Genomic DNA, 20,119 nt, shown 5'->3' with positions numbered 1-20,119 from the left:
GTGAAAATAATAACAAGAAGAGTAAGAGAAAAGACTAACCTAGAGGTTGCGCAATGTCTATATTAGTATCTTTATCTTTAAACTCTAAATTTTGTTCGTAACAGATCTAAAAGATGCCACCGGAGTGGGGGAGGAGACGACAGGATGGCGCCCGAATTTAGCCGTTCGGGCTACGGCAGTAGTGGAGCCCCGTTCAACCGGGGCGCGTACCCCTCCCCCATGGTGGCTGGCTATCATAGGAACCAATGCAATTTAACCCTTGCGGTAGGCTAATCGTCTTCTTCAAGAAGCAACTTTAACTCTTTTTTCAACTCTTCTTTAAACTGTTCAACTCTTTTTTTGAGCGAGTAGTAAGTAATGTCGCCTTTTGCCCTATTTTTTCTTAGGAAACATTCACATTGGTATCCATCAGGTCCCAAACAATGACATCTCCAACCATCATCTTCATCAATGTGCATTGCCAGTGGATGCCCACAGACGCAACACACTTCTTCACTTTCTTCGCTTGTAGTTTGGAAGTCTATGTTTGCTACGCTATCTGGACTGATTTCTCCACTCCATCCGCACTTTTTACAGTAGCAGTCATAGACAACTGTTATTTCATTAGGTTTAACATCGTAGAGAACTACTGCATCTAATCCACTTTCTCCACAGTTCGGACAGTACTTAGGTTTACTTTTCTCGATTTTTTCGTTGTAAATTTTTTCAAATTCCTTTAGCTTTTCCTCATCTATTCTCATCCCTAAATTCTCAATCTGAAGGTTCTTATGGTTTTTTTAAGTTTAGCAAGTGTGGATGAAGCCTTGAGACGTTAGAATTAATTGGGAGCTTCGATCCCTTCGAAGTAATCGGGGAAGCTATGTCACATGTTCTATAAAGTTACCACTTTCTCGGATAAATGTAAATGTTTCCTTGCTGTCTAATTAAGAAAACGAGTTCTGGAAGGAAAAGTTGAGCTTCCATATCAATACAAACGTTGGTATCTATAACTCTCCCTTGTTCATCGATTAAAACCTGATAACACCCGACAATCGGATCGTCTAAATCAACTACGATCCCTTCAACCAAACTCCGAACTTCAACTTGAATGCCCAAGCTCCTTAGGAACTCGACCATCTCGTCAATGTTTATCTCTCTAACTTTAGCAATTCCAAGTAAAGCTTCAACCTCTCCTTCTTCCAAATACCTTATAACTATTAGCGGAACAAATACTGGCATTCTGATAAATTTAAGCGTGAATCCTAAAACGTAGGCGTTGGTTATTGGTTCTACAGCCTCGTAGCTCGGATAAACGTAAATTCTTCTTACAACACTCTCGACAGTTCTTAGACTCGGATTGATTGCCTTGTCCTTTACGACGAACCTCCGTCTCAGGTTGAGCTTGGACAGAGTTCTGATTGCTACAGCCCCTTTATCCTTAATACTCCACACGTAATCTCTAAATTCTTTATCGTTACATTTGCAACCTAACACCTTTTTTCCATCTGAAGAATAAAAGACGGGAAAACGAGTGTAACCAATTAGGGCTATCATCTTCTCAACACGCTCACACTTACCCCATCTTTCGTCGATATGATGAACGCAACTTTCTTCTCTCTTTCGAGCCACGCTCTAAATGAGTAGTAAGCAAAACCACTTGCAATAGCTCCTAAGCCTCTGAATTCCAGTCTTGAACAGATTTCCCTTATTCCCCTAACCTCGTCTTCAATCTCACTCGGTGAAGGTAGCACTACATACTCATCCCAGTCAATGTAAATGTAGTCCTCTGCAACTCCGATGAAAAGAGTTGGTGTATTCGTTTCTAACGCGTATCGCTGAGCTATGATTCTTGCAGTAGCGTTATCAAACGTACAGATTGCTATATCTGGCTTTAACTGTCTGTGCAGATCTATTAGCTGTTCAACTGATTTGATGTTCATGTGGATAGGAGTTACGGAGACATTTGACAGGATTTGAATTAGTGCAGTTAGAGCCGTAACCTTTCTTCTACCTTCGTATCCCTTCGGAAGGATGTAGTTGTCGTAGTTTGCAACTTCAACTCTTTCTCTGTCGATTAAGATTATTTGAGAAGCATGAGGTAAAATAAAAGGGAGTAAATTGGATGCTAAAAATCCACTACCTAGGAACATTATTCTAACTTGTTTCAGCTTTATCACCTCTAAAAGATTGCTTACTAACAGTCCAAGCTACTCCTCCGCCTAACGGTAAATCACTGCGCAACACTTCTTTTCCAGTCTCGAAATCGTAAAGCTTGATTGGTTTGTTCTTACACTCCTCATTAAACTTTGAACACCTTATATCGTAAACCTCAAGAACTGTTCCGTCGTCAAATACTAGATCAAAACCGTAGTCGTGTAGGTCGTTTAGATTTACTCTAACTTCTACGACTTTTTTACCTATCAATTTCTTCAGAAGTTCTGCATCTTCTTTTCTCATAATCCCATCTCCAAAAAATTAAGAACAAAGTAATCTTTCAAGGTATCCAGGCTTAAGCGTTTCAGCAGGTCTCCGCGGTAGCTCAACTCTCCCAAGCTCCTCTAAGATGGGTCTTCTCTCTTTCACGACTTTGGTAATCTCCTTCTCTTCAGACACCTTAGCGGTTAATCTGGCTATGTTTGCAACAATGTCTTTGATCAATCTTGGATGGAAACTATCAACGGGAATCTTTGCGTGTGGGTAGTCAATCTTTAGATTACATCTACTTCCGCAATGGATAACCACAATCGGCGGGCTTCCGAACTTCTCAAGTAGCTTTAACGAATCTTTAAGGTATGGAGCTGTGTTTTCACACAGATCACTCACCAAAATTATCGCCTGTAAGTCTATCGGTTTCTCCTTAAGCTGTTGAGCTAAAAGTAAGATTGCACTACCGATTGAAGTAGTCCCATCTGGTTCCAAGCTTCTGAGTTGTTCCCTACTTACTGTAAAGGCGTACTCTCTAAAGGCTATCAAGTGGGTGATTCTAGTCATTCTGCTGAAAACTTCATAGAGCTTGTCCGTAATCTCCAATGCTTCCCACATGCTACCGCTAACGTCCACTATCAAAGCCAAGTTGCCCAAATTCACGCTTTTAGCTATTTCGTCGAGAACTTTCTCGGCCCTCTCCTCTAACACCTTTGATAGTTTAGGTGTTAAGGCTTCTGTCTCCTCAAGGTGCTGTCTTATAGATAGGAAGCTGAACGGATCTTTCACCTTTTCAATCTTTGAAATGGCTATTCTCTCGAATTCATCATCTCCTAAGATTGTTCTAAACCACCTGGCATGTCTAACGAAATCGTCTGGCGTAGAAATCTTTGCAAGCTCGTAAGCCTCCTTTGGCGTCTGTACCCACTGCATGACTAAGTGTAGCGGAATTTTATACGTTCTAACGAGATCGGCTGGAGTTAGATTTAGCTCTTTCATTGCGTCAATCATAGATAGCTGGCTTAGTTTGTATGCGAGTGAGTAGTTCGGATGGTTGATCTTTTTGTCGTTTACGTATTCTCTTGGTAAATAGAGGTAGGAAAACATCTTTCTGAAATTTGTGGGTGAGATAAAGAATGCTCTGATTATATCATTTTGTGGTGTATTGGCAATCTTAACCGCTATAGCCAATCTAAGTCTTCTGGTGTTTTCCTTTTTGTCAATTACATCCATGATGTGTAGTAAGTGTGAAAATGGAACCATCTGGATTAAAGCCCAAGCAACATTTCTATAATCCTTTGGAGCGTAGGTTATTAACGCTAAGATTGCCTTGCATAGCCTTTCTCTATGATAAACTTTATTGTTTAACGAATACGTTGTAGCCCTTGCCAAGAGGTCTGGATTGCTCTTAGCAATTGTCGTAACGTCGATTAAATCGCCACCTTGAATGAATGATAGTATCTTCTCTGCGGAGATAGAGGCGACTTCCAAGAAGATCACCTCAACCGAATATTGCACTCAACCTGTAAACTACTAAAACGTTACCTTCAACTCTAACGGAATACTTCGTTTTCTTCAATTCGTCTGCAATTTCAGGATCTAGTTCTTTCAGAATAGACAGTAAGTTTGCCTTAACGTCTTCCTCGGGCATGTCTGGGATTTCAAACTCCTTTCCCAAAACGATTAATTTGTTCACCATTGTTTATCCCTCCACTAAAGCCTCCGTTCGCCTGCCGTGATGATGGTTCGCGGAGCGGGATTTGAACCCGCGTCTTTCGGGTTATCAGCCCGACGCTCTACCCAGCTGAGCTATCCGCGGACACGGCAGGCATGGAGGCTGGGTACCTGATTATAAGCACTGTGTATTTAACTATTTTGCGACAAGAATTGTCAAATTCTACACTGTTAAATTCTATAATTTTTAATAATTATCTAAAATATTTATTAAAAAATTTTATAAAAAACTTATGATGTAGAGTTTAAGGGGACGACTTTATAGATATTTTCAAACCAAGAGAATAAAGGAACTCTCCAACCGTAGGTATAAAAGGTGTATTTCTTTCCGATTTCAACACTTGCATAAATGTCTGCAGAGTTAAATTTCCCGAATACTATAGTATCTCTGTTCATTAAGACAACTTTTTTTTACCATCCTCGGTTTTTATGACTATGAAGAAATAATCCTTGTCATCGTATCTTTTGACGTATTTGTCGATTACAGTAGCGTTGGGATACTCATGTCTACTTAAACTCATGATCAGATCTGGTAGGGTGTATATTAACACTGCAAACGCTACGATTCCTATCAATACCAAAATACTTAGGATATCTTTACGATCCATAGCGATATAAGGGTATTTTGTTTAAAACATGTTACAGCCTCGAATACGGAAGTTTTAAATATTATCCGTTTAAATGTTATTTATAGGAATTTTAACGATAGTTTTGAGTGATGATGTTGAGAAAGAATTTAGGAGAGTTGTTAGGGGGATGTATGGGGCTGAGAAGGGAAATCTATCGAAATTCATAGAAGATGCGATTAGAAACTATATTCATTCGCTCAGGAAGGGGGGCAGAAATCTTTAAATATAGCAAAGTGTAAATTTTTGTAGCGGAGTGTAGTGTATGAGTGAGAGGTTACTACCGCCCAGAGAGGCTTGTAGGAGGCTTGGGATTCACTTTGTTACTTTAAAGCGGTGGATTTATTCTGGTAGGATTAGAGCAGTTAAAACTCCTACTGGTAGGTGGATGATTCCAGAGAGTGAAGTTGAGAGAATAATTAGCGGAAAAGAAGTCAAAGAGGTTAGAGCAATTATCTATGCTCGTGTAAGCTCTAGTGACCAGAAGAGTGATTTAGAGAGACAGATAGAGTACCTCACACAGTATTGTACTGCTAAAGGCTACAGAGTAGTTGAAGTCTTAAGCGATGTAGCTAGTGGGCTTAAGACCAATCGCAGAGGATTACAAAAGCTTTTCAATTGTGTAGTAAACAGGCAAGTAGACGTAGTAGTTGTCACCTATAGGGATAGATTAACAAGATTTGGTTTTGAGTATCTAGAGTACTTCTTTAAACAGTATAGTGTACGAATAGAGGTCGTCTATGGTGAAGAGCCTAAAGATGCGTACCAAGAGCTAGTTGAGGACTTGTTAGCAATCGTTACGTCGTTTGCTGGTAAGCTATACGGTATGAGGAGTCACAAGAAAAAGAAGCTCGTTCAAGGATTCAAGAAGCTTCTAGAGGAGGTTGAGGAGAATGACTAGAATAGTTAGAACAGTTATTGTTAAGAGCGTTAAGCTACCTAGGAAAGCGTTTAGAGTTTTCATTGAACTTAAGGACATATACCGTAACATGGTGGAACAACTGGTACTCTACGCTGTAAGGAACAACATTAAGAGTTTCACCAAACTCAAAGCACTAAAGTACCATGAAATGAAAAGTCTTTATCCTCAATTACCTTCACACTACGTTTATACTGCTTGTCAAGACGCTAATACTAGAACCAAGAGCTTTCTTCGGTTAAAGAAATTAGGACTAGCTAAGAGAGACTACCCAGAGGTTAGGAAGGTCAGTATCTGGCTTGATGACCACTTATGGAAACCAAATGGATACACCTCAATTAAAATAGCAACCCATAGAGGATGGGTTACAGTAGAGTTTGAGCCTCATAAACAGTACTGGAAATACATCAATAGAGGATGGAAGCTAGTTTCCGAAGCTAAGATTAAGCTTGATAAGAGGAATAGACAGCTCATAATCTACCTCATCTTTGTTAAGGAAATCGAGAAGTGCAGGCCTAGAGGTTACCTACCCGTTGATGTAAACGAGAACAATGTTACAATGCTCGTCGATAATATTGCTTACACCTTTGAAACCGGTACAGAGAAGCTCGTTCTCGGTTACCATTATCGTAGAAAAGGAATTCAGAAGAAATACGATAAGCACTATGGTAAGAAGTCAAGAATTAAGAGGAAAGCTATGAGGAAGCTGAAAGAGAGGAAGAAGAAGCTTGATATTAGGTGGAAGATAGCGAATATAATTGTTAAAACTGCCTATGAGAAGCAATATTCTATTGTTCTTGAGAGGCTTGGTAAGAAACCTGCCAATAACATGATAGCCAGAATTAAAGATAAACAATTACGACATAGAATATTCCAAGCTTCTTTCAGGAGTATTCAGAGAGCAATAGAGGAAAAGGCAAAAGAACATGGCGTAACAGTAATCTACGTTAATCCAAAGAATACATCAAGACTATGCCCTGTCCATGACGCTCCAATAAATTACAACGACAACTCTAGGATAGGTAAATGCGGTAAAGGTGGAGAACTATGGCATAGAGATGTTGTCGCTTGTTGGAATCTTCTCCTGAAAGCCCTACGAGGTGATGGGAGCTATGCTCCAAACCTCGTAGGGTTAGACGTAGATGTGGGGCTCGTTCCGTTAGCCTCGAATGCCACCCATGACTCCATAGGGATACCCAAATCTCTATGGGCGAGGTGGAAGTCCCTACCGCAGACACAAAAAGCTATAGTTTTAAACAAAATGAAGCGGTAGGGACAAACGGAGTAATGCCATTAATATATTGGTTTTAATCCCAGAAAAAGAAAAGAATATTACAAAGCCAAGAAAGAGGTAGAAAAACTCCTCCAGAACAAAACTGTAATCTACCTCTTTGAAGCGGAATCTGACCTCTATCGCTCAAACGCCAAGACAGTTAAAAATATCGATGCAAGCAACGGTGAACTACTAACATTCACCAAAAACGGCAGAGCTTGGCAGGACATCGAAATCGTCAAGAACGGAACCTATAGGCTTGCTTTAAGGGGTGTGGGAGAGTTTAAAGTAAGAATTGGAGATCACGAATTTATCCTTAAAGCAAATTCTCTGAACTTCACGTACACTCCGCTATTCAATCTAACTAAAGAAAAATATAGGTTGGAAATACTCGCAAGTAAGAATTCTTACTTAGATGTCATCTGGCTCTACTCCGCTAAAACAAATCAAACGATAGATCAGCTATTCGAAGTCAAAGAAAAACCTGCCGAAATAATAAACTACACAAAAATTAACCCGACCCTCTGGAAAGTTAAGGTAAACGCAAAGAAGCCATTCATGCTTAGCTTTGCCGAAGCTTACGATCCTTTATGGGAAGCAAGAGTGTATAAGAACGGCAAGTTGGTGGAGAAGGTTAGATCAATACCATTATACTCAGTTATAAACGGATTTTGGATTAATGAAACCGGAGATCTTTTATCAAATACACACTCCAAGCTGCTTAAAGATTTCCGCTACAACTTTCCTCTTCTGCGTAGGCTATCTGTTCTATGACGGGGAAGAGATAAGAGATTGAAAGAAAAATTATGCTGAGACAAACGTGATTTAGAAGTTCGAATAAAGAAAACTCAGATTTGGTGATAACATCCTTCTAAGTACAATCATTGCAAATAATAAAGATTTACAGAAAACTTAAATACTTGAATTCACAAAAATATGTGTATGCCCAACATAACTCTATCGATATCGGATGACATCTACAAAAAGATGAAGAAGTACAGCGAAATTAAGTGGAGCGAAGTTGTTAGGAAAGCTATAGTAGATTACTTAAAGAAGTTAGAAGAGAGCAGAATGGAAATTAGCACAAAGGATCTTTTAAAAGAGCTTGGTAATGACTTTAAAAAGAGTTTGGATGAATTAGAACTTGAAAAAGCTATAGAAGGTTACAAAAAGATGAGGGATACAGAATGGAAAAGAATCTCTACGATACAAGCAAACTAATTGATGCATATAAAAAGAATAAGAAAATTCAAGGATATACAACAATTTTTAACCTTATAGAGTTTCCTAAGGCGTTAGAACTCAACCTCATAGTATTATATCCGTCAAAATCTGATTACAACTTAGCCTTGAAGATTTCTACAGAACTGCTAAAAATTGGAAAACCAATACCAGCTGTAGATGTGCTAATTTCGGCAATTGCCATAAACAACGGTTTAAGAGTTGTTACAAAGGACAGGCACTTTTTGTTCGTTAAAGACGTTATAGATGATTTTGAAGTTGTTGTGAAAGATTAGAACCTTCAAGACGACGGATGGAACATATTGGATATGCAAACTGGAAGAATTAAATTTATGATAATTACTTTTTTGTCTAGCAAATTCTTGTTTTTACAAAACGTCGCTAAGAAAGCCCCGCTTTTCACAGTAGTTCCGAAAGTGGAATATTTGGCAACCAGATAAAAATTCAGAGAGTATTTCAAAATCAAATAAAAATCCTCAACCCTATTTAGGTTGACCTAATTGCCAACTTTCGGAAATACTGTGAAAAGCGGGGAGGAGGTCAAAGAGAGGTTAAGAAGTGAAGAGAGCCTTTTGAGATTGTCTCCTAACTATTTCTTTTTCGTTCGGGATAAGATATCAGACTTGGCGAATTCTTCTACTTTCTCTGGATCTATTTTCCTTCTAGCTAAGCTTTTTACTTTCTCTGCCACTTCTAATAGTTGTACTATATCCTCCAAACCCTCCTTCTCAGCGTACTTCTTGACGTACCAGTAGTACAGGTCGATTGCACTACCTAGGATTTCACTCATGTCCGCTCCAGTGACTTGCATGAGTATTGCAAGTTTGCTCCTGTGCTCGGGCGTCAGCATTATTGATGTCCTTAACAACTCTCCTCTGCGCTCTCTATTTCCTTTCATGTCTTCACTTTCCATTCCCACACCTCCTATCTCTACGTTACTTGCCCCCACTATTTATAATTATCTAACAAAGTGTGCGTAATTTACTTTTGAATAAGTATGCAAAGTTGAATATATTAACTTTAGCAGAGTTAAATATATTTAACACTTAGCAGAGTATGTACTATCATAAGATTACTTAGAGTATTAGTGACTTCACCAAGTGGGAGATGTTGGGAGTTGAGTGTAAAGGAAGTTGAAAATGTGGTTGGGTTACCGGAACATCTAGTGGTGTTAAGGACTAAGAAGAAAGGAGAAGCCGTATACAAGCAGTTCAGGAGAAACGAAAACGTTATACGAGAGATAATCAAGATGAGAAGTTGTGACATAAAAGAGATAGCAGAAAAATTGAACACGAACACCCTGACAATTCTGATTATCGTTGGAAGGTTGAAGCAAGCTGGAATTATTAGGGAGGTGAGAGTAAAATGAAGGTTTACACGATAATGCAGAGAGTAGTGAAACAAATCTCCCAAGAGTATAATATACCCGAAGAAGAAGTTTGGGTTGCTGTAAGAAAGTTAAAAGAAAAAAGTAGAAGTATTAAAATCTAATCTCCCCTTCTTCTCTTAGAATCTGCAAGATCATTTCTCTAATCTTGTTCTCCAAGACTTTCTCAAGTTCATCGTCGATGATTGTATCCATTATCTCCTCTCCACCAAATTCCTCAACAAGTTTCGTGGGATCGAGCATCGCTTTGCATTTCCAGCATCTCATTCTGGAGGGTTCGTTGAACTCACCGCATATTTGGCATCTTACGGGTGAGAGTCTTTTAACGTCTGGCTCAGCTTCTTCGTCTCTTATTAATCCCAATTCTTTGAGAATTTTCTTATCCGCATCGGAGTCCACCAGTTTGGCATATCTCCTTAGGTGCCTTGATCCCATGATGTGTCCACTTCTCTTAGATAGCTGTTGTTCCGTGAGCAGGACAGCCCAGAGCGTTATACCCGTATGCCTCAGCTTGTAAGGGCTGAATCTCTTTCTCTTCTTAATCCCAGCCCTCTTGAAGAGTCTGTCGAGGATCCTATGGTAGGCATTGTTATCTATAGGTTTAACGATACCTTTCCTGAATGCGTTTAGGTCGATCCACATAGGTGCAGATGGATCATCCTTGAGAGGGTGAACATTGAGCCATCTGGATACGTAGGGTAACGAGAAACTTAGATGCGGACTTCTACGAAATGTCTTGCTTCTCCTTATCTCTACTCTTATACCGTTCGCACCGTACCTTCATTTATCAAATTATATCAGACTGTATCAGGTACGGTTAGGTTCATCACGGCTAACATCCCCCAAGCCCGACTACGGGAGCAGAACTCCCCTCATCGAACTTGGGTTCATCAGAGATTCATCACCCTCATTAATCATCGGGTTCAGCAACATCAATAGTAGATTATAGGAAAAGGCTTATAAATCTTACTTTTCATACTTCTCATAGGTGTATGAGATGGTCAGGAAGACTGTTGAAATACCCGACGAACTTTGGAGAGAGTTTGAAGTCCACGCAGTTAGGAAGTTTGGGTATTATGGTGCTATAAAGAAGGCATTAGAAGAGGCGATTAGACTATGGTTAGAGAAAGTGAAGAAAGAGCAACAATAGTTGGTAAACTCCTTGTAAATGATGATGTAGCACTAGCAAAGCTCCTTACCTTGATGAGAATGTTTAGAGATTCCGTTGAGTTAGCTCATACCCTACTTTTTAGGAGAAAATTTAGTGAAAGTGAAGTCAAGAGAAGACTAACTAAAGTTTTATCTAATGCTTGGTATGCCAGCTCAGCAATTAAAGTTGCTAAGCTGTATAAAGAGCAAACAAAGATAAAACTCAGAAAACCGCTACTATATTCTGTTGGTGCTAAATGTGAGGAGGGAAATCGTAACATCAGATTAGTAAGCACTGATAAAGTACTAATAAAAATACCACATGCTGACGGTAGACACGAATGGATTGAGGTAAGAGTTAGGTTCGGTAAAAATTACATACCCTTGCTCCAAGAACTAAATAGTTGCAATTATGGTGCTGGTGTAACGATTAAGCTCAAAGGTAAAAGAGAAAACTGGAAAACGGTATTTAGGAAGAAGCTTTACCTATATCTCAACGTTCCAGCCGATTTATATGCAAAGTACTTTGGTAAGAGAGTTAAAGTGGAGTCGGAAAATAAGTTCTATGCTGGTTTTGATTTTAATGTTGATAGGATAAACATGGTTATCGTCGATTCTTATGGAAGAATCAGAGATATAAGGAATATCCACTTCCCCGAAGTCATTAACTACGACAAAAATAAGTCTAGAGCAATTAGACAGGATGCTCTTTCAAAGCTCGTGGAATACGCTGTCTCGCACGGAGTAAAATACTTCGTTATTGAAGACTTATCTAAACCAAATAATATAAGGGGTAATGTTAGGAAGTGGAGTATTCGGAAGTACCAGCAACAGGTAAGCATGCTCGTTAAGAAGGTTGGTGGCACACTTGTTAAGGTGAATCCAGCTTATACTTCAATCGATGCTATAGGTATTTCGTTGTCGAAAGGAATTGATGTTCATACTGCATCAGCCTACCTCATAGCGTTGAGAGGTATAAAAAGATACACTACAATACAAAAAGCTACAGTTTGATGTTTCTACCCCATGCGTCCCTCACAAAATCGCCCACCGTCAAGGTTAGGACTTCTTCAGGTCTGCAGCACAAGTCTAAGTGGCACATGATAAGTGCAGAATCTCTTTCATTCATCGTCACACTAACAAGTTTTAAGACTTCATCAACGCTCAGTAGGTCGTCTCTGGTTAGATCGTTGTCCTTGGGTTCCCTTCTCTTTATTTTTCTCGCTAATTCCTCATTCCCACGAAATCTCAGGAAGTATTTCAGAGCCTTTTTGTATTCGTTGATTGTGTTCAAAGATTGCTTTGAGAGTTCTAGCTCTGCGAAAAGATCTTCGATGACGTCTTCGTTTAAATTGTCCAAGTTCAAGTTGTATCTTTCACATAGCAATCTCAGAGATTTTACCTCTCTACAAACCCTCGCCACGCTTACGCCGTTTGCGAGTCTATGGTTCTTGTATTTTAAGATGAATTTTTTGTTGGTTTCTGAAATTTTGCTCTTTTTGATTCTTTCGATTTCCCTCTCTAATTCTCTTTCGTAATCGATTGATCTCCACTTTTCTACGTCGACAACAATTTTCACGTTACTGACATTATCTAAGGAGGTATATAAAGGGTTAAAGTTTGTCCCCGTGCCTCGAACTCTCTTATGAGGGCCCGGACCGGGACTCGAACCCGGGACGACAGGATCCACAGTCCTGCGCTCTACCCCTGAGCTATCCGGGCCGTCGATGAATAATAGGATGTGGAGGATTAAAAAACTTTTCAGTCGTTTATGCAGATCATGTGTCCCATCTTCTCCATCTTTGTTTTAAGGTACTTCTTGTTCTCTTCAACTGGCTCGATCACTATAGGCTCTCTAACAACCTTAAATCCATACTTCTTGAGTTCTTCAATCTTATTGGGGTTGTTGGTCATCAATCTCACGGATTTCACACCTAAATCCATAAGAATCTGTGCGGCAATGCCGTAGCTTCTCAAATCTGGTGGAAATCCAAGCTCAACGTTAGCTTCAACTGTGTCCTTACCTTCCTCCTGCAGTTTGTAAGCCATCAGCTTGTTTATTAAACCAATTCCTCTCCCTTCGTGACCTCTCATGTAAATTAGAACCCCCTTACCCTCCTCGTCAATCTTCTTCAAAGCCCTTTCGAGTTGCTCTCCACAGTCGCATCTCAGAGAGTGAAAAACATCACCTGTCAAGCATTCGGAGTGAATTCTGACGAGAACATCTCCCTCGCTGACGTTTCCCTTTACTAAAGCGACGATTTCACCTAAAGGTGTTTTATAGCCAACAGCCTTGAAAGTTCCGTAAAATTTTGTCGGAAGTGTTGCGCTGACAACTCTCTCAACTAGCTTCTCGTTCTTCAACCTAAACTCTATAAGCTCGTTGATACTAACTGCTTTCAATCCCATCTCTTTGGCGAACTTTACTCCAAAATCCCTATCTGCGATATTTCCTTCATCTAGAAGAGGTGCGTAAACCCCGGCAAGTTCAAAACCGGATAATCTCGCCAAATCCAAGCTTGCCTCCCCAAAACTCGGTCTCTCTAAAACTCCTCCTTCCTTAGCTTCTTCAACGAAAATTCTTCCCGGATATATTACGTCGTTTAGATCGAGCTTTCCTCTTGCAAGTATCTTCATAAACTCAGCCCTATCGTTAGCTGATAGACTTTTAAAGTCCAAAGGGATTGCGTTCCCGTTGAAAACTTTGTACCTGTTCAATCCAAGTTCAACTATCCTCTTCCAAGGCAGGGCAACTCTAATCTCATCGCAGTGCTTCATCATCATCTTCACGACTTCAACGCTCACGACTTCAGCCGGAATAGCCAAAACAGACTTTTCATCGTAAATTACAACTGGCTTAGAAGACTTGACTGCCTTAACCACTTCTTTCATGAGGTGTAATCAATCCTAAGTATTTAACATTTTTGAGATATATCTCAAAAATGTTATGGGTTTTCGTAGGGATACTTCTCGGGTTTCTTCTCCTTGGGCAATTCCTTCTTTTTTTCATTAATAAATCTCTCGAGCTCTCCAGCCTCTTTTAACTCTCTGTACTCGCTCTCGCTCATCTCTATGATAAAACTCCCAACGTAACCACACTCTTTGCACATGTACTTTCCCGTGTATCCTCCACTATCTAACTCAATTTCATTTGAACCGCACACCGGACAAACCAGAACTCTCGTCATAATTTTAACTCGTTCAAAGCGTTTATAACACTTTGTAGGGCTTTAAGGTTTATGAAGTAATCTTCCAAGGCGTTTATCATTGCACCCATTTTTTCCGTCTTGACCTCGATGAACAAAATTCCATCTTTCGCATAGGTGTAGCACCAGTTCATATCATCTGGCTTTAAAGACAAGTGAATCAATTCAGCATTATCGCTCTCGATCTTTACCCTTGCGAACAGCATAGCCTGTCAACCTCGCTTATGAATTCCTCAACCTTGTCAGCCGGAATTATTGCACCTGCGGCAACCCTATGCCCTCCACCCCTTCCTCCTACCTTTTCTCCAGCCTTCTGCATGACTTCAGCCAAGTTCACCTTCAATGAATCGTTGCCCCTTGCAGAAACTTTAGCCCTCTCGCCCTTAACACTCACAGCTATGAAGGGTTTGTCTGGATAGAAGTATCGCGAGAATATGGTTGCTATGGGACTTGCAGCGTTTCCATCGCTCATGATGACGTACCTTATGCAGAAACCCTCTCTTACGTCATCTCTCACAGCGTTTATTCTTTCCAGTAGTTCCGTCGTGTAGTTTCTCCATATCTCGAAAGCCTTGTTCAAATATTTTGAATCTCTCAAACACAGCGCAAAGCCTAGACTACAAGCGGTAACCCTTCCACAGGCGTTTATGACATCGCACATCGTAACTGCATTTCTTATCAGCTCGCTCTTTAGAATTATCCTACCCCTCATTATATCGTTAAAGACACCGGTATATGCATTCATTTTCAGCAACCTTAAAGCTACAGCATTCGAAAGTCTATACATCTCCTCATCGCTTAGCTCTTCAAAATCTTTATCACCATCTATCCTTACTTTTCTCAAGAAATCCTCGAGTTCATCCTCCTTGCCGTAGAAATCTAAGAAAGGCTCTAAGGATAACATCAAAGCTTCTCTAACCTTCATCGAATGCAAACTCAATCCACTCTTAACCTCTATATAACCACTCTCTATTCCTTCTCTCAAGATTTCTGCATTTCCTCCCTTCATCTTCTGCTTGTCTCCGATTGCACCTACCAAGGCTATTCCAGCTAAATCCCTGTTATCTCCTAAGACGTTTGCAAAGACGTAAGCTGTTCCACTTGCAGACAGCTCGTAAGTCCCATCCAAACCAGCAAGATGCGGATTTATGTGAACCAGATTATCCTTCTCGATCCTGCCAGTGGGGATGTGATGATCAACTACTATCGTATCGGCCTCAATCTTGGAAACAACATCAGGATAACCACTACCCATGTCCGAAAGAATGACTAAATCATCCTTGTCGTATTCAACTTCCTCATTCAAACCCTTCAAAAATCTAACCTGAAAGTCCTTACCCAGCCTGATAAGGGCGGTTGCTATTATAGCTCCAGCCGTTATCCCGTCTGGATCGTAATGCGTAAATATCCTCACGAAATCGTGCTTCTCGACGAACTTGATTCCTTCCCTAGCTATAGCTTTCAGTATGTCCAGCATTCTTCCACCCTTGTCATCAATTGCATAACTAATTTACGCCTACAAGATAGTTGAATGCACAGTCAACAATTCTCACGTTGATGAATTCGCCGATGTTACCTTCTCTGACTACAACTGGTCTGTAAGAATCGGCTCTCGCAAGCTTCGTTCCGTTCTTTCCATTCTTGGTTATCAGAACTCTCAAACGCTTACCTATAAACCTTCTGTTCCTCTTAAGTCCTATACTCCTTGCCAACTCCGTAAGCTTTCTCGATCTTTCCTTTACTATCCACCCGTGAATTTCCTTCAACTTGTAGGCTGGGGTGAAAGGTCTCTTCGAGAACCTCGTTATGTTCACAATATCTGGCTCTACATTTTTTATCAGTTCGTAAGTTCTCCAGAATGCCTCCTCAGTTTCAGTTGGAAATCCCACTATTACATCCGTCGAAACCATAACATCATCAAACCTCCTTCTGAAAGCTTTTACAACCTCTATAAAGTCTTCAACGCTGTGATCTCTGTTCATATCCCTCAAAACGTTCTCATCTCCACTCTGAACGGGAATGTGTATAAACTTGTACATCTTTTCACTCTCGAAAGCGTTTAAAAGGTCGTCGAGCATCTCAACCGCATGTCTTGGATTCATCATTCCTACCCTAACCCTGAAATCGCCCTCTATCTCGCTTATAGCTCTCAACAGGTCGGGTAGCATGTACCTCCCTTTATCCAACCCGTAAGCGCCAGTATCCTGAGATGTTATCTGTATCTCCTTGAAACCGTTTTCAACGCACTTCCTAACCTCATCAACTATGCTCTCAAACTTAAAGCTTCTCAATCTACCCCTCGCAAACCTCGTAGCGCAGAAGCTACACCTTCCAGTACAACCTTCGGCTATCGAGACTATGGCTATAGCGTTTTCTCTCAACCTCCTCTTAACACAGCTAATTTCCGACTTGTCCACGTCCGTTCTGTCAATGAGTATTGGTTTCTCACCCTTCAATACTGACTTCACAACCAAATCGATAACGTGAACGTTATCTGGACTGACCAAAGCATCTGAAACCTCCAAACACTTTTTAGTGGCTATTCTGGGTAGACAACCAGCCATCACAACCTTCTTACCCTGTCTCTTCAAACTCTCGGCTCTCTTGAGAATTTTTCTTTCGGTAAAGTCTACAACACCACACGAGTTGATAACGACCACGTCAGCCTCATCTGCACTATCGACTAACTCGAAGTTTTTGGCTAGTATTCCCCTCATTATATCCGAATCCGACTGATTCATAGTGCATCCGTATGTTTCTATGTACACTTTGACCATCACATGATCTATTATCAATGTGTTTTTAAATTTAAACTCAGGCTCAGTAGTGTGAAGATAAATAGACTCTACGCCGATCTGGGATTACTTGCAACTGCAGTCGTATGGGGTGCTACGTTTCCCGTCATAAAGATAGCTTTAAACTACATATCTCCCTTCGCCTTTAACTCGATAAGGTTCTTTTTGGCTTCTCTTCTCTTCATACCCTTCCTTAAAAGGGAGGGGTGGAAGGAGGGTATAAAGATAGGTTTTTGCACGTTTTTAGGATACAGTTTCCAAACCGTGGGTATGAAATTTACAACGGCAACGAACGCGGGTTTTATAACGTCCCTCTACGTAGTCTTAGCTCCTATCCTCGCTTACCTGCTCTACAGAGCGAGACTTAGGTTACTTGATGTGCTGTGCCTAATAATTGCCTTAATCGGATTTTACCTTCTCTCTGGATATGAGGGGTTTAGATTTGGGGACATACTCATCTTTCTTTGCGCCATTGGGTTCGGTATGGAGATTGCCATGATTTCATACCACTCTAAGAATGTAAATCCCACAATACTGGCATTCTGGCAGATATTGGCTGTAGCTATTTTCTCAACGCCTCTAGCTTTGATAACGACCGATAAACTGACTTTCAACTTTGATGTCATTTATGCACTGGTGGTAACGGTCTTCTTGGCTACATTTGTAGCTAAGATGTTTCAGAACTGGTTTCAGAGATACGTTTCAGTTACCGAAGCTTCTCTCATTCTATCGCTTGAAGGAGTCTTCGCCCACGTATTTGCAGTGTTTATGCTCGGAGAGACCTTAAGCGTTGTTCAATACTTCGGTGCTCTTCTCATAACTGTCGCCGTGATTCTGACTTCTTTAAGGTAGCATCGACAAGAATCGTAATGAGCTACCAATATTTTGTATTATCTATCACGGTTTATCGTTACAATCGTTCAACGTCGAGGAAAACTTTAAATAGTTGTCGTAATTCATCACGATTAATCACAATAGATAGGTGATGCTATGGAGCCTAAATTGGATATCGAGTTTAAGGGGAAGGAAATTGCAAGAACTGTCGGAATAGCTTGGGCTGGAGCCTTGCTCGAATGGGTTGACTTCTACACCTACGCACTACTGGCGGGAATTGTTGCACACGTGTTCTTTCCTGAGTGGGATCCAATAGCACAACTACTAGCATCCTTCGGAGCTTTAGCGTTAGGTTTCCTATTCAGACCACTTGGGGCACTGATATTTGGAAGGATAGGAGACATCTACGGTAGAAAAGTGGCCTTCGTGGCAGCAGCCTTTACAATGCTTGCAGGAACACTCGGAATTGGTATACTGCCGGGATACGCTCAGATAGGAATATTAGCTTCCGTATTGGTCTTTGTGCTTAGAATTATTCAGGGACTTGCTTTAGGAGGAGGCTTCGGAGCTACGATAGTTTATCTAGGAGAATCTATTCCAGAGAAAAGAAGAGGATTCTTCACTGGATTCCTTTTCACGACAGCTCCTCTGGGAATCGCTATAGTCGCCGCAATGATTAGCATAATAGGATCTTACTTTGGTGCTGATGCGCTAAACGAGTGGGCATGGAGAATAGTGTTCATACTTTCCGGATTAATAGTCACAATAGTCGCTCTGATAATGCACTTCTTCTACAAGGAAACTCCGGTCTTTACGATGCTTAAGACAATAAGAAAGACTACGAGTGCACCGATAAGGGAGCTATTCTCTGATCCGAAGGCAAGATTTCTCGTTCTATTGGCTTGGATAGGTGTGATAGGTGCACATGGACCTATTTGGTACACAAATCAGCTTATATCCAAGTATTACATGACTTGGCACGGAGTTTCGGAAGTTACTGCAAGCACGATACTTTCGATATGTACGTTGCTATCAGCATGGGCATACATAGTCTTTGGAGCTCTATCAGACAAAATAGGCAGGAGAAAGATCCTGCTTTTCGGAATATACGGAAACGCCCTAGCATTCATACCCGTGTTCTGGTTCATGAGAGAGGCTGCACTCGCAGGAAACCTTCCAATGCTCTGGATACTTACGTACACTCTGACTTTCCTGAACGGTATAGGCTACAGCGGAGCTATGTCAGCTTACTTACTTGAACTATTCCCGGCACGTATAAGACTCACGGCAACAGCCTTCACATACAATTTAGGCTACGGAATAACTGGAGGTTTAACTCCGCTCATAATTACGGCCATATACCGCTACATAGGCGACTGGTACTACTCAGTTATATCATGGTCGGTCGTTGCACCAATTGTTATGGGATTGTTCTTTGTCTTAAAGGGCTGGGAGACCTTGGGAACGAGAATATGGGAAGAACTCAGTGCTGGAAAGTTTGCAAAGCAAGCACTTATAGTGAATAACATATCGTTAAGAGAGCTTGCCAAGAAGCTAGCTGAAAATGGATACAGATCGGCTGTAGCAGTCTGCGGATCTAGTGTGAAGGTTATTGGAGAAAAGACGATACTGAGAGCCTTGGCAAAGGGAATAGATTTAGATGCGAAGGTCTGCGATGTCGGAATAGATGTTAGGTGCTGTGATGTGAGAGAACCACTCCCGATAGTCCTTGAAACGATGGAAGCGTACAATGTTAGGGATGTGCCCGTGTGCTCAAACGGCAGGATTGTGGGATACATAGACGCTAGAGAGCTGTTGGCTGAGACAGTTGGACTAAGAGCTTTAGCTGGAAAGAAGATTGCTGAAAGATACAGATTGAAAGATATTGCCAAGAAGCCTATAACGATCAAATCTAATGCTACACTGGCTGAAGCGATAAGAGTAATGGCTGAAAACAACATAGGAATACTACCGATTGTTAATAATGGAAAGCTTGTTGCAGTGTTCTCTGAGAGAGATGCAGTGAGAGCTATCGCAAACGGCGCGAGCTTGGAAGATAACGTCATGAACTATGCAACGAAGAATCCAAAAGTTGTTAGGAGCTCTGATCCCGTGAAAGTTGCGATAGAGCTCATGCTAAACTTGAACGTCAGGCATGTAATCGGGGTCGAAAATGATAGGCCAAGGTGCGTAGCTTCGGTCCGAGATATCCTACAGATCATATGAGCTCCATTTTTCTTTATTTTTTGCTCAGAGATTTTTTGAACATCAATTTTTTAAACAAGTAAGAGCGGACCCGGCGGGATTTGAACCCGCGACCTACGGCTTAGAAGGGCGAGCTAATGGAGCTGATTTATCAGAGTATTACAGGAAAAACAAGCAGAAGTTTAATATCTGGCTATTAAATAGAATTGAGCAATCAACAGCTAAGACCTACATAAGTTACCTTGACAGATACCTGTTACAGGGTAGGGTAACCTCAGCTAAAGACTTACAGGAGCTGTTACTAACCATAGAGAGCGGTAGAAATTGGTTTATCAAAGCTGTTAGA

At 40.8% G+C, this 20,119-nt stretch carries 27 protein-coding genes and 2 tRNA genes; 12 read left to right on the top strand and 17 right to left on the bottom strand.

The genetic code is table 11. The features are described 5' to 3' along the window. Positions 1 to 269: 269 nt before the first annotated feature. The 8 genes from ARCPR_RS05815 to ARCPR_RS05780 form a co-directional block, all read right to left on the bottom strand. Positions 270 to 740 (bottom strand): hypothetical protein, encoded by a 471-nt coding sequence (locus tag ARCPR_RS05815; protein WP_012940551.1) that lies wholly within the window; start codon positions 738 to 740, stop codon positions 270 to 272. A gap of 139 nt (positions 741 to 879) precedes the next feature. Next, the gene (locus ARCPR_RS05810) at positions 880 to 1,533 is read right to left on the bottom strand and encodes a hypothetical protein (RefSeq protein ID WP_012940550.1); all 654 of its coding nucleotides are present in this window, start codon (positions 1,531 to 1,533) and stop codon (positions 880 to 882) included. After that, positions 1,530 to 2,156 carry a ThiF family adenylyltransferase gene (locus tag ARCPR_RS05805; RefSeq protein ID WP_012940549.1) on the bottom strand — a complete coding sequence of 209 codons (627 nt, stop codon included), beginning with the start codon at positions 2,154 to 2,156 and terminating at the stop codon, positions 1,530 to 1,532. Before ARCPR_RS05805 ends, ARCPR_RS05810 begins: the two co-directional genes overlap by 4 nt. After that, complete coding sequence (locus ARCPR_RS05800) at positions 2,134 to 2,436, bottom strand: hypothetical protein (protein WP_012940548.1); 303 nt, start codon at positions 2,434 to 2,436, stop codon at positions 2,134 to 2,136. The genes ARCPR_RS05805 and ARCPR_RS05800 overlap by 23 nt, the downstream gene beginning before the upstream one ends. Positions 2,437 to 2,454: 18 nt before the next feature. Continuing rightward, positions 2,455 to 3,894 carry a vWA domain-containing protein gene (locus ARCPR_RS05795; RefSeq protein WP_012940547.1) on the bottom strand — a complete coding sequence of 480 codons (1,440 nt, stop codon included), beginning with the start codon at positions 3,892 to 3,894 and terminating at the stop codon, positions 2,455 to 2,457. A 10-nt stretch (positions 3,895 to 3,904) separates the two neighbouring features. Then, a complete protein-coding gene (locus tag ARCPR_RS05790) occupies positions 3,905 to 4,102 on the bottom strand; it encodes a hypothetical protein (RefSeq protein ID WP_012940546.1) in 198 nt (65 codons plus the stop codon). Between the two features lie 43 nt (positions 4,103 to 4,145). Next, a tRNA-Ile gene (locus ARCPR_RS05785) sits at positions 4,146 to 4,222 on the bottom strand. Between the two features lie 310 nt (positions 4,223 to 4,532). Further along, the gene (locus ARCPR_RS05780) at positions 4,533 to 4,745 is read right to left on the bottom strand and encodes a hypothetical protein (RefSeq protein WP_012940545.1); all 213 of its coding nucleotides are present in this window, start codon (positions 4,743 to 4,745) and stop codon (positions 4,533 to 4,535) included. A gap of 73 nt (positions 4,746 to 4,818) precedes the next feature. On the opposite strand from ARCPR_RS05780, the gene ARCPR_RS09625 reads away from it, so the two are divergent. The 6 genes from ARCPR_RS09625 to ARCPR_RS05755 all read left to right on the top strand — a co-directional run bounded on the left by ARCPR_RS09625 (position 4,819) and on the right by ARCPR_RS05755 (position 8,472). Beyond that, complete coding sequence (locus tag ARCPR_RS09625; protein ID WP_012940544.1) at positions 4,819 to 4,989, top strand: ribbon-helix-helix domain-containing protein; 171 nt, start codon at positions 4,819 to 4,821, stop codon at positions 4,987 to 4,989. A 39-nt stretch (positions 4,990 to 5,028) separates the two neighbouring features. Continuing rightward, a complete protein-coding gene (locus tag ARCPR_RS05775) occupies positions 5,029 to 5,664 on the top strand; it encodes an IS607 family transposase (RefSeq protein WP_012940543.1) in 636 nt (211 codons plus the stop codon). Then, positions 5,657 to 6,955, top strand: coding sequence for an RNA-guided endonuclease InsQ/TnpB family protein (locus tag ARCPR_RS05770; protein WP_012940542.1), 1,299 nt, complete (start codon positions 5,657 to 5,659; stop codon positions 6,953 to 6,955). The genes ARCPR_RS05775 and ARCPR_RS05770 overlap by 8 nt, the downstream gene beginning before the upstream one ends. Positions 6,956 to 7,228: 273 nt before the next feature. After that, a complete protein-coding gene (locus ARCPR_RS05765) occupies positions 7,229 to 7,729 on the top strand; it encodes a hypothetical protein (RefSeq protein WP_012940541.1) in 501 nt (166 codons plus the stop codon). A 168-nt stretch (positions 7,730 to 7,897) separates the two neighbouring features. Continuing rightward, the gene (locus ARCPR_RS05760) at positions 7,898 to 8,176 is read left to right on the top strand and encodes a hypothetical protein (protein WP_012940540.1); all 279 of its coding nucleotides are present in this window, start codon (positions 7,898 to 7,900) and stop codon (positions 8,174 to 8,176) included. After that, positions 8,143 to 8,472, top strand: coding sequence for a PIN domain-containing protein (locus tag ARCPR_RS05755; protein ID WP_012940539.1), 330 nt, complete (start codon positions 8,143 to 8,145; stop codon positions 8,470 to 8,472). Before ARCPR_RS05760 ends, ARCPR_RS05755 begins: the two co-directional genes overlap by 34 nt. A gap of 314 nt (positions 8,473 to 8,786) precedes the next feature. On the opposite strand, the gene ARCPR_RS05750 is transcribed toward ARCPR_RS05755, so the two are convergent. Beyond that, a complete protein-coding gene (locus ARCPR_RS05750; RefSeq protein WP_012940538.1) occupies positions 8,787 to 9,110 on the bottom strand; it encodes a hypothetical protein in 324 nt (107 codons plus the stop codon). 204 nt (positions 9,111 to 9,314) lie between these two features. Between ARCPR_RS05750 and ARCPR_RS05745 the strand changes: the two genes are divergently transcribed. Continuing rightward, positions 9,315 to 9,566 carry a helix-turn-helix domain-containing protein gene (locus ARCPR_RS05745; protein WP_148208685.1) on the top strand — a complete coding sequence of 84 codons (252 nt, stop codon included), beginning with the start codon at positions 9,315 to 9,317 and terminating at the stop codon, positions 9,564 to 9,566. After that, the gene (locus ARCPR_RS10135; protein ID WP_012940536.1) at positions 9,563 to 9,688 is read left to right on the top strand and encodes a hypothetical protein; all 126 of its coding nucleotides are present in this window, start codon (positions 9,563 to 9,565) and stop codon (positions 9,686 to 9,688) included. Before ARCPR_RS05745 ends, ARCPR_RS10135 begins: the two co-directional genes overlap by 4 nt. On the opposite strand, the gene ARCPR_RS05740 is transcribed toward ARCPR_RS10135, so the two are convergent. Continuing rightward, entirely contained in the window at positions 9,678 to 10,226 is a 549-nt protein-coding gene (locus ARCPR_RS05740; protein WP_048084471.1) for a site-specific integrase, read from the bottom strand. The two genes, ARCPR_RS10135 and ARCPR_RS05740, sit on opposite strands and share 11 nt — an antisense overlap. A gap of 346 nt (positions 10,227 to 10,572) precedes the next feature. On the opposite strand from ARCPR_RS05740, the gene ARCPR_RS09775 reads away from it, so the two are divergent. Together ARCPR_RS09775 and ARCPR_RS05735 are read left to right on the top strand one after the other, a co-directional pair. Then, complete coding sequence (locus tag ARCPR_RS09775; protein ID WP_187286404.1) at positions 10,573 to 10,734, top strand: hypothetical protein; 162 nt, start codon at positions 10,573 to 10,575, stop codon at positions 10,732 to 10,734. Continuing rightward, entirely contained in the window at positions 10,701 to 11,747 is a 1,047-nt protein-coding gene (locus tag ARCPR_RS05735) for an IS200/IS605 family element transposase accessory protein TnpB (RefSeq protein ID WP_012940534.1), read from the top strand. Before ARCPR_RS09775 ends, ARCPR_RS05735 begins: the two co-directional genes overlap by 34 nt. On the opposite strand, the gene ARCPR_RS05730 is transcribed toward ARCPR_RS05735, so the two are convergent. The 7 genes from ARCPR_RS05730 to ARCPR_RS05700 all read right to left on the bottom strand — a co-directional run bounded on the left by ARCPR_RS05730 (position 11,737) and on the right by ARCPR_RS05700 (position 16,716). Continuing rightward, complete coding sequence (locus ARCPR_RS05730) at positions 11,737 to 12,312, bottom strand: hypothetical protein (protein WP_048084470.1); 576 nt, start codon at positions 12,310 to 12,312, stop codon at positions 11,737 to 11,739. The genes ARCPR_RS05735 and ARCPR_RS05730 overlap by 11 nt on opposite strands. A 71-nt stretch (positions 12,313 to 12,383) precedes the next feature. Beyond that, a tRNA-His gene (locus tag ARCPR_RS05725) sits at positions 12,384 to 12,455 on the bottom strand. A 39-nt stretch (positions 12,456 to 12,494) separates the two neighbouring features. Next, positions 12,495 to 13,625 carry a GTP cyclohydrolase II gene (gene ribA, locus ARCPR_RS05720; RefSeq protein ID WP_012940533.1) on the bottom strand — a complete coding sequence of 377 codons (1,131 nt, stop codon included), beginning with the start codon at positions 13,623 to 13,625 and terminating at the stop codon, positions 12,495 to 12,497. Between the two features lie 53 nt (positions 13,626 to 13,678). Beyond that, positions 13,679 to 13,921, bottom strand: a complete 243-nt coding sequence (locus tag ARCPR_RS05715) for a TFIIB-type zinc ribbon-containing protein (RefSeq protein WP_012940532.1) — start codon at positions 13,919 to 13,921, stop codon at positions 13,679 to 13,681. Continuing rightward, entirely contained in the window at positions 13,918 to 14,145 is a 228-nt protein-coding gene (locus ARCPR_RS05710) for a KEOPS complex subunit Pcc1 (RefSeq protein ID WP_012940531.1), read from the bottom strand. The genes ARCPR_RS05715 and ARCPR_RS05710 overlap by 4 nt, the downstream gene beginning before the upstream one ends. After that, positions 14,127 to 15,416, bottom strand: coding sequence for a single-stranded-DNA-specific exonuclease RecJ (locus ARCPR_RS05705; RefSeq protein WP_012940530.1), 1,290 nt, complete (start codon positions 15,414 to 15,416; stop codon positions 14,127 to 14,129). The genes ARCPR_RS05710 and ARCPR_RS05705 overlap by 19 nt, the downstream gene beginning before the upstream one ends. 28 nt (positions 15,417 to 15,444) lie before the next feature. After that, on the bottom strand, positions 15,445 to 16,716 hold the full coding sequence (locus tag ARCPR_RS05700) for a tRNA (N(6)-L-threonylcarbamoyladenosine(37)-C(2))-methylthiotransferase (protein ID WP_012940529.1): 1,272 nt from the start codon (positions 16,714 to 16,716) through the stop codon (positions 15,445 to 15,447). 51 nt (positions 16,717 to 16,767) lie between these two features. Here ARCPR_RS05700 and ARCPR_RS05695 point away from each other — a divergent pair, with 51 nt between their 5' ends. Both ARCPR_RS05695 and ARCPR_RS05690 read left to right on the top strand, forming a co-directional pair. Further along, the gene (locus ARCPR_RS05695; protein WP_245526124.1) at positions 16,768 to 17,586 is read left to right on the top strand and encodes a DMT family transporter; all 819 of its coding nucleotides are present in this window, start codon (positions 16,768 to 16,770) and stop codon (positions 17,584 to 17,586) included. A gap of 138 nt (positions 17,587 to 17,724) precedes the next feature. Next, the gene (locus ARCPR_RS05690) at positions 17,725 to 19,794 is read left to right on the top strand and encodes an MFS transporter (RefSeq protein ID WP_012940527.1); all 2,070 of its coding nucleotides are present in this window, start codon (positions 17,725 to 17,727) and stop codon (positions 19,792 to 19,794) included. The last annotated feature ends 325 nt before the right edge of the window (positions 19,795 to 20,119 follow it).

It is taken from the genome of Archaeoglobus profundus DSM 5631, assembly GCF_000025285.1.
Classification (GTDB): domain Archaea; phylum Halobacteriota; class Archaeoglobi; order Archaeoglobales; family Archaeoglobaceae; genus Archaeoglobus_B; species Archaeoglobus_B profundus.
The sequence above is the reverse complement of the archived record's forward strand: the minus strand, read 5'-3'. Positions and strand labels throughout refer to the sequence as shown.

Bases quoted from the DNA above. Each gene is read 5' to 3' on its own strand.
- ARCPR_RS09625 (WP_012940544.1), top strand. From the start codon at position 4,819: ATGTTATTTATAGGAATTTTAACGATAGTTTTGAGTGATGATGTTGAG.
- ARCPR_RS05700 (WP_012940529.1), bottom strand. From the start codon at position 16,716: ATGGTCAAAGTGTACATAGAAACATACGGATGCACTATGAATCAGTCG.
- ARCPR_RS05790 (WP_012940546.1), bottom strand. From the start codon at position 4,102: ATGGTGAACAAATTAATCGTTTTGGGAAAGGAGTTTGAAATCCCAGAC.
- ARCPR_RS05810 (WP_012940550.1), bottom strand. From the start codon at position 1,533: ATGATAGCCCTAATTGGTTACACTCGTTTTCCCGTCTTTTATTCTTCA.
- ribA (WP_012940533.1), bottom strand. From the start codon at position 13,625: ATGAAAGAAGTGGTTAAGGCAGTCAAGTCTTCTAAGCCAGTTGTAATT.
- ARCPR_RS05735 (WP_012940534.1), top strand. From the start codon at position 10,701: ATGGTTAGAGAAAGTGAAGAAAGAGCAACAATAGTTGGTAAACTCCTT.
- ARCPR_RS05770 (WP_012940542.1), top strand. From the start codon at position 5,657: ATGACTAGAATAGTTAGAACAGTTATTGTTAAGAGCGTTAAGCTACCT.
- ARCPR_RS05740 (WP_048084471.1), bottom strand. From the start codon at position 10,226: ATGTGGATCGACCTAAACGCATTCAGGAAAGGTATCGTTAAACCTATA.
- ARCPR_RS05775 (WP_012940543.1), top strand. From the start codon at position 5,029: ATGAGTGAGAGGTTACTACCGCCCAGAGAGGCTTGTAGGAGGCTTGGG.
- ARCPR_RS10135 (WP_012940536.1), top strand. From the start codon at position 9,563: ATGAAGGTTTACACGATAATGCAGAGAGTAGTGAAACAAATCTCCCAA.
- ARCPR_RS05750 (WP_012940538.1), bottom strand. From the start codon at position 9,110: ATGGAAAGTGAAGACATGAAAGGAAATAGAGAGCGCAGAGGAGAGTTG.
- ARCPR_RS05800 (WP_012940548.1), bottom strand. From the start codon at position 2,436: ATGAGAAAAGAAGATGCAGAACTTCTGAAGAAATTGATAGGTAAAAAA.
- ARCPR_RS05755 (WP_012940539.1), top strand. From the start codon at position 8,143: ATGGAAAAGAATCTCTACGATACAAGCAAACTAATTGATGCATATAAA.
- ARCPR_RS05760 (WP_012940540.1), top strand. From the start codon at position 7,898: ATGCCCAACATAACTCTATCGATATCGGATGACATCTACAAAAAGATG.
- ARCPR_RS05715 (WP_012940532.1), bottom strand. From the start codon at position 13,921: ATGACGAGAGTTCTGGTTTGTCCGGTGTGCGGTTCAAATGAAATTGAG.
- ARCPR_RS05710 (WP_012940531.1), bottom strand. From the start codon at position 14,145: ATGCTGTTCGCAAGGGTAAAGATCGAGAGCGATAATGCTGAATTGATT.
- ARCPR_RS05780 (WP_012940545.1), bottom strand. From the start codon at position 4,745: ATGGATCGTAAAGATATCCTAAGTATTTTGGTATTGATAGGAATCGTA.
- ARCPR_RS05690 (WP_012940527.1), top strand. From the start codon at position 17,725: ATGGAGCCTAAATTGGATATCGAGTTTAAGGGGAAGGAAATTGCAAGA.
- ARCPR_RS05705 (WP_012940530.1), bottom strand. From the start codon at position 15,416: ATGCTGGACATACTGAAAGCTATAGCTAGGGAAGGAATCAAGTTCGTC.
- ARCPR_RS05815 (WP_012940551.1), bottom strand. From the start codon at position 740: ATGAGAATAGATGAGGAAAAGCTAAAGGAATTTGAAAAAATTTACAAC.